Origin of the sequence: Modestobacter sp. VKM Ac-2978, assembly GCF_026968025.1 — a bacterium.
In the GTDB taxonomy this organism is placed as follows: Bacteria; Actinomycetota; Actinomycetes; order Mycobacteriales; family Geodermatophilaceae; genus Modestobacter.
Genome location: NZ_JAPVBP010000006.1, coordinates 59,221 through 71,548, shown reverse-complemented (window position 1 = coordinate 71,548; position 12,328 = coordinate 59,221). Strand labels below are relative to the sequence as shown.

At 72.6% G+C, this 12,328-nt stretch carries 11 protein-coding genes and 1 pseudogene; 6 read left to right on the top strand and 6 right to left on the bottom strand.

Annotated elements, in window-relative coordinates:
• Positions 1-14: 14 nt before the first annotated feature.
• From O2W53_RS23940 to O2W53_RS15485, 4 genes and pseudogenes are all read right to left on the bottom strand, one after another.
• On the bottom strand, positions 15-218 hold the full coding sequence (locus O2W53_RS23940) for an alpha/beta fold hydrolase (RefSeq protein ID WP_442929286.1): 204 nt from the start codon (positions 216-218) through the stop codon (positions 15-17).
• 101 nt (positions 219-319) lie between these two features.
• Positions 320-862: pseudogene (locus O2W53_RS23935) on the bottom strand (alpha/beta fold hydrolase); the annotation flags it as partial.
• Between the two features lie 313 nt (positions 863-1,175).
• Entirely contained in the window at positions 1,176-1,790 is a 615-nt protein-coding gene (locus tag O2W53_RS15490) for a hypothetical protein (protein ID WP_269163955.1), read from the bottom strand.
• Between the two features lie 108 nt (positions 1,791-1,898).
• The gene (locus tag O2W53_RS15485) at positions 1,899-2,513 is read right to left on the bottom strand and encodes a hypothetical protein (protein ID WP_269163954.1); all 615 of its coding nucleotides are present in this window, start codon (positions 2,511-2,513) and stop codon (positions 1,899-1,901) included.
• A gap of 135 nt (positions 2,514-2,648) precedes the next feature.
• Between O2W53_RS15485 and O2W53_RS15480 the strand changes: the two genes are divergently transcribed.
• The 4 genes from O2W53_RS15480 (at position 2,649) to O2W53_RS15465 (ending at position 7,344) form a co-directional block, all read left to right on the top strand.
• Positions 2,649-4,136 (top strand): phosphatase PAP2 family protein, encoded by a 1,488-nt coding sequence (locus tag O2W53_RS15480; protein ID WP_269163953.1) that lies wholly within the window; start codon positions 2,649-2,651, stop codon positions 4,134-4,136.
• A complete protein-coding gene (locus O2W53_RS15475) occupies positions 4,133-5,005 on the top strand; it encodes a metallophosphoesterase (protein WP_269163952.1) in 873 nt (290 codons plus the stop codon). The genes O2W53_RS15480 and O2W53_RS15475 overlap by 4 nt, the downstream gene beginning before the upstream one ends.
• 87 nt (positions 5,006-5,092) lie before the next feature.
• Positions 5,093-5,716, top strand: coding sequence for a dihydrofolate reductase family protein (locus O2W53_RS15470; RefSeq protein ID WP_269163951.1), 624 nt, complete (start codon positions 5,093-5,095; stop codon positions 5,714-5,716).
• A 710-nt stretch (positions 5,717-6,426) separates the two neighbouring features.
• Positions 6,427-7,344 carry a hypothetical protein gene (locus O2W53_RS15465; protein ID WP_269163950.1) on the top strand — a complete coding sequence of 306 codons (918 nt, stop codon included), beginning with the start codon at positions 6,427-6,429 and terminating at the stop codon, positions 7,342-7,344.
• A gap of 43 nt (positions 7,345-7,387) precedes the next feature.
• Here O2W53_RS15465 and O2W53_RS15460 read toward each other — a convergent pair whose 3' ends face one another.
• A complete protein-coding gene (locus tag O2W53_RS15460; RefSeq protein WP_269163949.1) occupies positions 7,388-7,804 on the bottom strand; it encodes a MarR family winged helix-turn-helix transcriptional regulator in 417 nt (138 codons plus the stop codon).
• 163 nt (positions 7,805-7,967) lie between these two features.
• On the opposite strand from O2W53_RS15460, the gene O2W53_RS15455 reads away from it, so the two are divergent.
• Entirely contained in the window at positions 7,968-9,716 is a 1,749-nt protein-coding gene (locus O2W53_RS15455) for an ABC transporter ATP-binding protein (RefSeq protein ID WP_269163948.1), read from the top strand.
• 285 nt (positions 9,717-10,001) lie between these two features.
• Positions 10,002-11,186 carry a pectate lyase family protein gene (locus O2W53_RS15450; RefSeq protein ID WP_331253804.1) on the top strand — a complete coding sequence of 395 codons (1,185 nt, stop codon included), beginning with the start codon at positions 10,002-10,004 and terminating at the stop codon, positions 11,184-11,186.
• Between the two features lie 42 nt (positions 11,187-11,228).
• On the opposite strand, the gene O2W53_RS15445 is transcribed toward O2W53_RS15450, so the two are convergent.
• Entirely contained in the window at positions 11,229-12,320 is a 1,092-nt protein-coding gene (locus O2W53_RS15445) for a M24 family metallopeptidase (RefSeq protein WP_269163946.1), read from the bottom strand.
• Between the last annotated feature and the right edge of the window lie 8 nt (positions 12,321-12,328).

Below are 12,328 nucleotides of genomic sequence, written 5' to 3'. Positions count from 1 at the left end.
CGGCCAGGGGCGGGTCAGTCGCCGACCCTCGCCTGGACCCGGTCCAGCAGGGCACCCAGCGCCGCGTTCACGATGTCGCGGTGGGTGTCGTTGACCAGGTGCCCGGCGTCCTCCACCAGGACCAGCTCGGCCCCCTCACCGATCTGTGCCGCCATCCGAGGCGCGGAACGGGTGGGGATGGTGCGGTCCGACGTCCCGGCCAGGACGAGGACCGGCACGGTGCGCAGCGCGGCGACCGCGGGTCGTAGGTGGCCAGGCTCCGCAGGTAGGCCGACAACACCCCGACCGGGGTGTCCGCCCACATCCCGGTCAGCGCACGCGCCGCGTCCTCGGGCGGGTCACCGGCGAACAGCTGCCAGCGGAGGAGCCGCCGTCCCGGCCGGGTCCGGAACGGACGGAACGCGCCCACCAGGGGGGCCACCAGCCACAGCAGCCACGCACCCCCGGTGGACAGGCCGGTGCGGGCCCGTGCGGTGATCGGGGTGCTGGCCCGCTCGGCGCCGTCGAGCGGTGCGGCGCGGGTGCTCATCAGGGCGGCACCGGCGATCCGGGTGCCGAACAGCTCGGGCCGCTCAGCGGCCAGCGCGAGCACGGCCATGCCGCCCATCGAGTGCCCGACGACCACGACCGGCCCGTTCCCACCCAGCTGGTCGACGACCTGGCCGAGGTCGTGGCCCAGCTCGGCCACGGTCGCCCCGCGCCCGCCGGCCCAGCCGCTGGAGCCGTGCCCGCGCTGGTCGTAGCGGACGACGCGGGCGCGGCTGCGCAGGGCCGTCCACTGGGGATCGAACATCTCCGCGGAGACGCCGATGCCGTGGACCAGCACCACCGTCGGTGCGTCGACCTCGTCGGCGACCTCCACGTGCAGCCGCACCCCGTCGTCGGTGCGGACGGACGGCGAGAACCCGTTCGTCCGGCGGGCCAGCCGGCGGGCGTTCTCCCGGCGTGCGGCGGCCCCGGCGATGAGGACCGCAGTGGTCAGCACACCGGCGGCCACCCCGTGGTCACGTGTGTTCACCTGGTCCCCCGCGGGGCGTCCGGCTCGGTCATGGCGTAAGGCACGACAGCGCCTCTCCACAGTGGGGTCCGACGGGTTCTGCAGGGTGCAGGACGACGACGTCCCCGGACCGCAGCAGTCGCGGGCCCGGGGACGCCATCGGGAGTCCAGCGTGGGATCACTCGACGAGGGTGATCTCCGAGGCCTGCACGTAGAAGTCGCCGGTCTCGAACTGCGTCGTCGGGTCGAAGAGCTGCAGCTCGGTGAGGAACTCGTCGTCGACCTGCTCGAGGGTCCCGCCGAAGCTCACGGTGTCACCCTCCGCCACCTCGAACGGCGACTCCTCGGAGTCGGTCCCACCGAACTCCCCCAGCCGGACCAGGATCGTCTGGCCGGCCTCGGGGCCGACGAAGAACGCCTCGTCGGCGACGACCGCCGCCACCTCGACGGTGTTGGCCTGGACGGGCTCCCCGATGCTGGCGCTCAGGTCGACGGACGGGTCCAGCACGTCCAGGTCGCCGACGAGCACGGTGCCCAGACCGATCTCGGACGCGGGCGCCGAAGGCGACACGGTCTCGGTGCCGGTGATGTCGGTCTCGGTCTCGGTGGTGGTCTCCTCGACCACGGCGCCCGCGCCGGCGTCGGCGTCGAGGTCGTCGTCTCCGGTGAACTCGGCGATGAGCCACCAGAGCAGCAGCGCGGCGAGCAGGGCGGCCAGCAGGAGCCACGGCCACATCGGCCGCTTCTTCTCTGCTGCCTTGGTCGCGCCGGTCGTCGTCCGTGGGTCGGTCATCGGTTCGTGTCCTCTCGGTCGGCGTGCGTGGGCTCCCCTGAGGGGTGCCCGGTGACCGAGGGGAAGTCCGTCAGGCGGCGGAACGTGACCGGATCGCAACCCGCCCGGTCACTCGTTGCTCGGGTCCTCGGCCGGGTCGGGGAAGCTGAACCGCTCGAAGGGGTCGCTGTCGTCGGCGGACACCGGGACCTCGACGGTGATCTCGCCGGCCTCCTCGAACACGAACGTCACCGGGATCGACTGGGAGGAGCGCAGCTCCGTCTCCAGACCGACGAGGACGATCGACGGCGATCCCTCGGCCCCGATGTAGGTGTTGTCGTTCTGGGCGACGGTGATCTCGACCGCGTCCAACGGCTCCGCGCTCCCGTCGAGACTGACGGCCTCCTCGAAGTCCGGGCCGGTGACGTCGACCAGGGTGACTGGCTCGGTGCCGATGTTGGTCAGCGCGGCGTAGAGCGGCACCTCCGCACCCACCTCGTAGAGCCCGTCGACCGGGTAGGCGAGCTCGACGCCGACGACCTCGACGTCGGTGTTGACGTCGACCGACGGGGCCTCGGGGCCGCCGACGATCTCGCCGCCCTCGTCCGTCACGACCTCGCCCTCGTCGTCGTTCAGGCTGGGGGAGTCCTCGGTCTCACCGCAGCCGGTCACGAGCAGCAGTGGTGTCGCGGCGGCGAGCGCGATGCCGGGCCACCGTCGGTACCGGGGGAGGTGCGAGGTCATGGTGACGTCCGTTCTCTCGGCGAGCAGGGATCAGCCAGCGGCCTACCCGGCGGGTGGCGCGGTAGGCGTGTCGCTCAGGTCACGGTGTCGCAACGATGGTCGGGCTCCCCGGCGAAGCTGGGTAGCGGGCTCCTCATGAGCCGGCCCCTCACCACCTCGACCCAGGCGCCATCGGACCGCGAACCGCCGCAGGCGCCCAGTCGCTTCGGCGTCCGCGCGGTGCTGGGACTGGTGGCCCTCCTCGTCGGCGCCGTGCCGTTCCTCGCGCTGTGGCTGCTGGTCCAGGAGAGCTGGTCGCCGCTGGCCTCCCTCGACGGCGAGGTCGCGGCGGACCTGAATGAGGCGGTCAGCGGCTCGTCCGTGACGGTGAGCGTGCTGCGTGCCGTGACCGACCTCGGGGGCACCGGCGCCTCGGTGCTGGTGACGGTGCTGGCGACGCTCTTCCTGCTCATCCGCCGGCACCGCCGGCTCGCCGCGTTCGTCGCGGTCACCGGGATGGGCCTGCCGGTCCTCATCCTGCTCACCAAGTACGTGGCCGACCGGGCCCGCCCGGTGGTGCTGAACCCGGTGGTCGAGACCCCGGCCAACCAGAGCTTCCCCAGCGGTCACGCGATGACCGCCGTGGTGACCTGGGGCGTGCTGCTGCTGGTGTTGCTGCCGGTGGTCAGCCGCCGGGTGCGCCCGTGGCTGATCGCCCTGTTCGCGCTGCTGGTGTTCGCGATCGGGTTCACCCGGCTGGCCCTCGGCGTGCACTTCGTCTCCGACGTGCTGGCCGGCTGGGCGCTGGGGGCGGCCTGGCTGGCGATCACCACGATCGCCTTCCGCGGCTGGCAGCACGACCGGCACGAGGACAGCGACGAGCCGCTCGACCCCCTGGAGGTCGACCCCGCGGAGGCCCCGCGGCCGGCGCCCACCCACCAGCCGGTGCTCCCCGCTGGACGGACGACGGTCCTGCAGCTGGTCGGTGCGGCGGCGGCGTTGTTCGCCGTGCTCGTCGGGCTGGGGCTGCTGGTCACCCGCGTGCTGAGGGACACCGCTCTGGGCCGGTTCGACCAGAGCGTCACCGTCTGGTTCGTCGACCAGCGCACCGAGACGCTCACCACGGTGGCCGACGCGGTGGGGATGCTGTCCGGCACCCGGGCGGCCATCGCGGTCGGGCTCACCCTGGCGGTCCTGTCACTGGCCTGGGTGGGCAGCTGGCGCCCCGTCGTCTTCGTCCTCGTCGTGATCGTCGGCGAGGTGATCATCTACTTCGTCGTCGGCCTGGTCGTCGGCCGTGTCCGGCCCGACGTGGTCGACCTGACCGAGGGGCTGCCGGCCGGCGCCAGCTGGCCCTCCGGCCACTCCGGGATGGCCGTCGCCCTCTACGGCGCGCTGGCCGCGCTGGTCATCGGCTACGGCGTCAGTCGCTGGCGGTGGGCCGTGCTGGCGTTGCCGGTGCTGCTCGCGCCGGCGATCGGCATCACCCGGATCTACGTCGCCGCCCACTTCCCGACCGACGTCGCCGCCGGTCTGCTGCTGGGCACCGTGTGGGTCCTGGCGTGCGCCTGGGCCTTCCGCATCGCCTCCGGCCGAGGTCTCCGGCACCCCGCTCGGGGCGCGGCGATGGCCGGCCGGGCATGAGGCGCTGGTCCGTCCGTGTCGGGCTGGCCCTGCTGGCGGCCCTGGTCCTGCTCATCGGCTACGGCGTCCTGATCGAACCGCGGTTGGTCCTCGACGACGACCGGGAGGAGGTGGAGCTCCCCCGGCTGTCCGCGGAGGCGGCCGGGCTGGAGGTCGCCCTCCTCGCCGACATGCAGATCGGCATGTGGTGGGCCAACACCGGGATGGTCGAGCGGGCGGTCGAGCGGGTGGTGGAGGCCGAGCCCGACCTCGTGCTGCTGGGCGGGGACTTCGTCTACCACGCCGGTCCGGACGTCGAACCCGAGGTGGCGGCGGCGCTGGACCTGCTGGCCCCGCTGCTGGACGCCGGGATCCCCACCTACGCCGTCCTGGGCAACCACGACTACGCCAGCGACGCCGCGGAGGAGCTCACGACCGCGCTGGAGGGCGCCGGGGTCCCGGTGCTGCTCAACGAGTCGGTGCCGGTCCCCGGCACCGGCACCGACCCGCTGCACGTCGTCGGGGTCGGCCCGGTGCGCCCCGGTCTGGTCGACGTCGACCAGGCGCTGAGCGGGCTGCCGGAGGACGCGCCGCGGGTGGTCCTGATGCACAACCCGACGGCCTTCCCCGAGATGCCGCCCGGCAGCGCGCCGCTGACGGTGGCCGGGCACACCCACTGCGGGCAGATCGCGCTGCCCGGCCTGCCGCGCTGGAGCTGGCTCGGGTTGACCGAGGAGGAGAAGGTGGTCGCCGACGGGTGGTCACCGGCGGAGTACGGCGCCGGGGGCAACGCGCTGTACGTCACCTGCGGGCTCGGGTTCAGCGCGCTGCCGATGCGGGTCAACGCCCCGCCGCAGGTCGTGTTCTTCGAGCTGGAGCCGGCGGAGTGAGCGCCTCCCGCCGATGACTTCGGCCCGGCCGCCGGGTCTCTGAGTGCACGGGCCGCCATCCGGGCGGCCGGACTCCGGAGGTCTGCCATGCGCCCGCTCGTCGTCACCACGTTCCTCACCCTCGACGGGGTCGCCCAGGCCCCGGGCGGCCCGCAGGAGGACACCTCCGGCGGGTTCTCCCACGGCGGCTGGCTGGTGCCGCACTTCGACGAGGTGATGGGCGGCCAGATGGACGCCTGGTTCGCCACCGCTCAGGACTTCCTGCTCGGCCGACGCACCTACGAGATCTTCGCCGCGCACTGGCCGAAGATGCCCACCGAGGGCGACCGGATCGCCTGGTCGCTGAACGCGCTGCCCAAGCACGTCGCCTCGCGCACGCTGGAGTCGGTCGACTGGTCGGGCGCCCGGCTGATCGAGGGGGAGGTCGCCGACGCCGTCCGCGCGCTCAGGGCCGAGGACGGCGGTGAGCTGCAGGTGCACGGCAGCCTCGGACTGGTGCAGACCCTGCTGGCCGAGGACCTGGTCGACGAGCTGCGGCTGGTCGTCTTCCCGGTCGTCCTCGGCTCCGGGCGGAAGCTGTTCGCCGAGGGCACCGTGCCGCGCACCTGGCGGCTGGTCACGTCGACGGTGTCCGGCACCGGGGCCGTCCTGGCCAGTTACCAGCGGGTCGGCGAGGTCGAGACCGGCTCGTTCGCCCTCGACGAGGGCTGAGCTCGCCGGTCAGTCGGTGAGCTGGCGCAGGATCCGTTCCAGCTCGGCGCGGTCCGCGGCCGAGAGCCGGGCGAACGGTGGAGGATCGGCCGCTGCTGGCCTTGTTCCCGAGTCGGTAAGACGATGATGAGGTGGTCTCGCTCGGGGACCGGTCGGGTTGCGGGGTGCCCTTGAAGATCTGGTTCCACTTGTCGCTAGAGCCCGGGCGCCGAGAAGACGCAGTTGTGCTCCTGGAGCGCCTAGGAGTCGCCGTCCGGGATGGCTTGGCAGACCTCGCTCCGGGTCGCACGGTCCTGGTGGCGGTCCGGGAGAGTCCTTTGTCCCGAGCAGCGGCCGGGGCCGAGGGGGCAACTGAAATTCTCGGAGCCCTGCACCAGGCCGGCATCGAGAGTCATCTGCTGGCCATCGAAAAACCCCGAGACCCCGAGCCGTCAGGGACCCGCTGGTGCGTATTACGGTCGAAGGGCGACTTGAACAGACTGCTCCGCTGGGTTGACGCCGGTGTGGTCGGTAAGAGAAAAACGATCGGTAGCGTCCGGGGGGCGTTGGCGGCTCGCTTCTTGGGTGCTGGGCTATCTGTGGCGGCCGCGAGTCCCAAAGTCGCTGAGTCCATCGCGCACTCGCTTCGACCAGGAGCAAGAGTTCTTCAGGTCGCCGCCCTTTCGACGCCTACGCGTCTAGGAGTCGCGCCGGGTCCCCGACTGGATGCTGTGGACCTGTGCATTTTGCCTATCGTCCTGATCACCAGCTATGTGGTCGGGGCGTTCGGAGCGGTGGCGCCGGAGACCTTCACGAACATCGGCATTGCGATCGCAGCAGTCGTGCTGGTCGCTGCCGTCAGTCAGGGAACCTACGCTGCCCGATTGGCGCGCTTAGGTAGAATTTCTGCCCTGTGTGCGCTTTGCGCCTTGCTCAGCTGGGAACTTCGCTTGTTCTTTTCTCAGCCGGTCCAGACGGCCTGGCAAATTGTGTTGGCGGCCGTTTCGCTGTTGCTCGGTGCAGGAGTCGTCATCGAGTGGCGCAGCCGCCGGCTGGGGACCAGTGCACCGTGGACACTCCCGCTGGCTATCACGTTGCTGGGCGGCCTTACCGTCGCGCTGGGATCGCTGGAACACTGGGCGTACACCGCAGGTCTAGGACTGCCCTACGGTGCTCTAGCTGGCGACACGATGTCGAAGGTCCTCGTTGGGATCATTCCACTGGCCGTCGCCCTCGCCACGGTGCTGGTCGTCACGGGCTTGTACGGACTGATGCGTTGGCTGCTGGGTTCCGATGCGGTCAGCTCGACCATTCTCGTGCTTGCCGCGGTGATGGGAATGTTGACAGCAGTTCTCCTCGCCATCAACGACGGCGTCGATGATGCGCGGGAACTGGCTGTGGCTGTGGATCGACGGGAACGGGAACTCCCGTACTTCTCAGTGATAACGCCCTCGTGGGTGTGTGCAACAGTCCGTGCGGACGACGCTGCCGTAGAGGGCGGGACCGTCGACGAGTCTCGGCCGTGGGTCCTCATGGGCGAGCATGGGGGGCGGTATGTGCTTTGGCGGTCTGCGGCCGATCACCGCAGGGTCGGGGTCGACGTGCTTAGTGTTTCGCCAGCGACAGCGCGTACGCGCTGTCCGAGCTGACTCGCGGGTTAGCAGCTCCTAGGCCGCTGGCTGAGCCCGCCGGTCAGTCGGTGAGCTGGCGCAGGATCCGTTCCAGCTCGGCGCGGTCGGCGGCCGAGAGCCGGGCGAACAGCTCCTGGGAGTCCGCGGCCCGCGCGTCGTCCACCTCGCGCTGCACCCGGCGGCCGGTCTCGGTCGGCGTCAACCGCACCGCCCGCCGGTCGCCCGGGTCGGTGGCACGCTCGACCAGCCCACGCTCCTCCAGCCCGTCGGCCACCTCGGTCGCCGATCGCGGGGCGATCCGCAGCGCCTCGGCCAGCTCGGAGAGCCGGACGCCGTCGCGGGCGCAGACCACCCGGAGCGCCCGGGCCTGGTGGGGGGAGAGGTCCCAGGGTGCGAGCGCGGCGATGAACCGGCGGCGCAGCGTGCGGGCGACCCGCATGAGCAGGTCGCCGAGGGTCGCCGTGCCGCGGTCCGTCACGGCGGGAATGCTACCTGCGGCCCTGAGGTTGCCACACGGTGAGGTAACCTCAGGAAAGCAGAGAGGGGTGGTCGCCATCGACCCCATGGACCCAGGTCGGGGAGGCGGGCGCTCCGGCGGGCGGCCCGACCCGGCCGACCGCGCCCAACTGGAGCGCGCACCGGTGAGCTGGAGTCGCGTCGCGGGGCTGTTCCGCCCGTACCGGCGGCAGCTCGCCACCGTGGTCACGCTCATCGTCGCCAGCTCGGCCATCGCGCTGGCCACGCCGTTCCTCATCCGGCTGGTCATCGACGAGGCGATCCCCGAGCAGGACGTGCCCCTGCTCGGCTGGGCGGTCGCCGGCATGGTCGGCGTGGCCGCGGTCACCGCCGTCCTCGGCGTGCTGCAGACCTGGCTGTCCACCACCGTCGGCCAGCACGTCATGCACGGGCTCCGGACGGCGGTGTTCACGCACCTGCAGCGCCAGTCGCTCGGCTTCTTCACCCGCACCAAGGGCGGTGAGGTCCAGTCCCGGCTCACCAACGACATCGGTGGCATGCAGTCGGTGGTCACCACCACGGCCACCTCGTTCGCCGCCAACGCCACCACCGTGATCGGCACCGTCGTCGCCATGGCCGTGCTGAGCTGGCGGCTGTCCCTGCTGTCCCTCGTCGTCCTGCCGCCCGCCGTCTGGCTGACCCGGCGGGTGGCCCGGATGCGCCGCGCCATCACCGCCGAGCGCCAGCGGTCCCTGGCCGACCTGCACTCCCAGGTGGAGGAGGGGCTCAGCGTCAGCGGCGTGCTGCTGGGCAAGACCCTCGGCGCGGGCCCGGCCCAGTCCCAGCGGTTCGCCGGCACCTCCGACGTCCTGGTCGGGCTCGAGGTGCGGTCCCAGCTCGCCGGCCGCTGGCGGATGGCCACCATGAGCATCGTGTTCGCCGGCATCCCGGCGCTGATCTACCTGATCGCCGGGCTGCCCGCGACGTCGGGCGGGATGACCATCGGCACGCTCGTCGCGTTCACCGCGCTGCAGGGCGCGCTGTTCCGCCCACTGATGGGCCTGCTGGACATCGGCGTCTCGCTGACCGCCTCGATGGCGCTGTTCAGCCGGGTCTTCGAGTACCTCGACCTGCCGGTCGACATCGACGACCCGGCCCGCCCGGTGCCCCTCGACCCGCGCGCGGTCCGCGGCGAGGTGCGGTTCGACCACGTCGGCTTCCGGTACCCCGACGGCACCCGCGACGCGCTGCACGACGTCGACCTCACCGTGCCCGCCGGGGCGACCCTGGCGCTGGTGGGGGAGACCGGGTCGGGCAAGAGCACGCTCGCCTCCCTGGTCGCCCGGCTCAACGACCCCACCGCCGGGCGGGTCACCGTCGACGGCATCGACGTCCGGGACGTCTCCCTGGCCGACCTGGCCCACGTGGTCGGCGTCGTGGCCCAGGAGACCTACCTGCTGCACGGCACGATCGCCGAGAACCTGCGGCACGCCAAGCCCGACGCCACCGACGCCGAGATGGTCGACGCCGCCCGCCGGGCCCAGGTCCACGACGTCATCGCCGCGCTGCCGGCCGGCTACGAGACCGTGGTCGGTGCCCGCGGGCACCGCTTCTCCGGCGGGGAAAAGCAGCGGCTGGCGATCGCCCGCACGCTGCTGCGGGACCCGCGGGTGCTGGTGCTCGACGAGGCGACCAGCGCGCTGGACAACACCACCGAGCGCGCCGTCCAGGCGGCCCTGGACGAGGCCAGCCAGGGCCGGACGACGATCACCATCGCGCACCGGCTCTCCACCGTCCGGGACGCCGACCTGATCGCGGTGCTCGCCCACGGCCGGGTGGTCGAGCAGGGCACCCACGAGGAGCTGCTGGCGCTGGGCGGCCGCTATGCCGAGCTCGCCGGCGCAGCCGAGCGGGAGGCCGTGCTCGCCGTCTGACTGAGCCGGGATGGCGGTCGGCGAGTCGTCTCGGACGTCTTGACACCGTTTCCGATCCGCAACTAGCGTGACGCGCATCACTCGGGAAACCGCTTTCCCATTCTCCTCGAAGGAGTGGCATGCGCGCACTGCGTCGCACCCTGATCGTCACCGCGGCCGGAGCCCTGGCCGTCACACTCGCCCCGACCGCGGCATCGGCGCACGGCCGCGACCCGGGCCGGGACCTCGGTCGGGAGGTGCTCGGCGCGCAGGACGGCTGGGCCGCCGCCGAGGGCGGCACGACCGGTGGGTCCACGGCCGACCCGGCCCACGTCTTCCACGTCCACACCTGGGAGGAGTTCCGCGCCGCTCTGGGTGGCGACGCCGCGCGCGGGGACACCACGCCGCGGATCGTGTACGTCCACGGCGTCCTGGACGCCCAGCGGCGCACCGCCGACGGCGCCGTCGACTGTGCGTCCTACGAGGTCGAGGGCTTCGACATGGCCGACTACATCGCGGCCTACGCGCCGGAGGTCTGGGGGGACCGAGACCGAGCCCACCGGTCCGCTGGAGGACGCCCGGGCGGCGTCCGCGGACGTCCAGGAGGCCCAGGTGCGCCAGTACGTGGGCTCCAACGTCACGATCATCGGAGTCGGCCGGGACGCCGGCATCGTCGGCGCCGCGCTCACCGTGCGCGGCTCGGACGACGTGATCATCCGCAACCTCCGGCTGTCCGACGCCTACGACTGCTTCACCGCCTGGGACCCGACCGACGGCGACGCCGGTGCCTGGAACGCCGCCTACGACAACCTGTGGCTCGCCGAGTCCACCCACGTCTGGGTCGACCACAACACCTTCGACGACGGGCAGAACCCGCCGGAGGCGCTGCCCGTCGTCTACGGCCAGAAGTTCGAGGTGCACGACGGCCTGCTGGACATCACCAACTCCTCGGACCTGGTCACGGTCTCCTGGAACGAGTTCCGGGACCACGACAAGACCAACCTCGTCGGCTCCTCCAACAGCCGGGTCGCCGACCGCGGCCGGCTGCGGGTCACCTTCCACCACAACCTGTGGGAGGACATCGGCCAGCGCGCGCCCCGGGTGCGCTACGGCGACGTGCACGTCTACAACAACTGGTACGTCGTCTCCGACCCGGCGGCCTACCAGTACAGCTGGGGCGTCGGCGTGGAGGCCGAGATCGTCGCCGACAACAACTTCGTCCAGCTGGCCCCCGGGGTCGACCCGGCGTCCTTCGTCGAGGACTGGCGCGGTGACGTGCTCGACGGCGCGGGCCTGGACGAGTCGGGGACGCTGGTCAGCAGCCGCTCCTGGCCGCGCCGGACCAGCCTGGTCGAGGCCTACAACGCCGTGAACGACCCGGACATCCCGACCACGGTGAGCTGGACGCCCACCTTCGTGGAGCGGATCGACCCGACGGTCGCGGTGCCGGCGCTGGTGAGGGTCAAGGCCGGCTCCGGCCGCCTCCGCTGACCGAGGGCGCCCTCCCCGCCGGTCCGGCGGGGAGGCGTCGTCTCATGGGCGGACCAGGACGTCGGGGCGCAACAGCCCCAGCTCGTCGCGGGTGGTCGGCCACAGGCCGTCGGCGGTGAGCACCTCCGGACCCCCGTCGCCCAGCAGCAGGGTGTCCTCGATCTTCACGCCGGGGGCGGACGGGTTCCAGGCGACGGCCTGTCCGGTCACCAGCCGGACCTCGCTGTCCGGGGTGGCGACCGGGTCGCGCCCCCAGTAGCCGGTCGGGCCGCCCTGGTGGTGCCGGGTCCACTCGTCGGCCGGGAAGCCCTGGTCGGCGTAGGCGCTGGCGCCGGCGGCGAAGACCTCGCCGAGCGGGCGTCCGGGGGTGGAGGCGGCCAGGAACGCCGTCTCCACCGCGCGGATCCGTGCGTCGGCATCGGCCTCCGCGGCGGTCGGCGGCGCGAGGGCGACCCAGCGCGTCGCGTTCGCGATCAGCCCGTGCCGCCGACCGCACACGACGAGCATCACCCGCCGGCCGAGCACCCCGTCGGTGGGCAGCGCGTGCCGGAAGGGCAGCCGCTCCTCCCCGGCGACCAGGACGACGAACGGCTCGGCCCCGCGGGCGAGCAGCTCACCGCCCAGCCGGGCCGCGGCCTCGCGCTCGGTCGTCCGGGGCTGCAGCGACAGCGCGGTCGCGGTCAGCGCCTCGGCGGCGTCCCGGCCGAGCCGGCGGTACCGCTCGGTCTCGACCGGGAGCAGGCTCGCCCGGGCGGCCCGCAGCCCCTCCGCGGCGACCGGGTCGGCCTCGGTCAGCACCCCCGGGGTGCCCGGCGCCAGGTCGGGCCCCAGCAGCGGTGCCCACCAGTCGGTCACCTGCACCCGGACGTCGGCGGGCAGCTCCTCGGCGGCGAGCCGGTCGGCCTCGTTGTTCGGCACGAACACGGTGTCCCCGGCGGCGTCGACCACGACGGCGATCACCCCGTTCTCGGCGGACAGCTTGACGGCCGGCCGGGCGCCGTCCAGGTACCAGGACAGCGAGCCCACCGAGGTGAGCACCAGCCGCTCGTGCCCGGTCCGGTGCAGCAGGTCGAGGACGCGTTCGCGCTTGACCGCCCGATCGGCGGCCGAAGGTCGGTCCAGGTGGGGGTGCACGGTGTCCT

Coding starts and splice junctions, on each gene's coding strand:
- O2W53_RS15490 (WP_269163955.1), bottom strand. CDS start 1,790: ATGACCGACCCACGGACGACGACCGGCGCGACCAAGGCAGCAGAGAAG.
- O2W53_RS15485 (WP_269163954.1), bottom strand. CDS start 2,513: ATGACCTCGCACCTCCCCCGGTACCGACGGTGGCCCGGCATCGCGCTC.
- O2W53_RS15480 (WP_269163953.1), top strand. CDS start 2,649: ATGAGCCGGCCCCTCACCACCTCGACCCAGGCGCCATCGGACCGCGAA.
- O2W53_RS15475 (WP_269163952.1), top strand. CDS start 4,133: ATGAGGCGCTGGTCCGTCCGTGTCGGGCTGGCCCTGCTGGCGGCCCTG.
- O2W53_RS15470 (WP_269163951.1), top strand. CDS start 5,093: ATGCGCCCGCTCGTCGTCACCACGTTCCTCACCCTCGACGGGGTCGCC.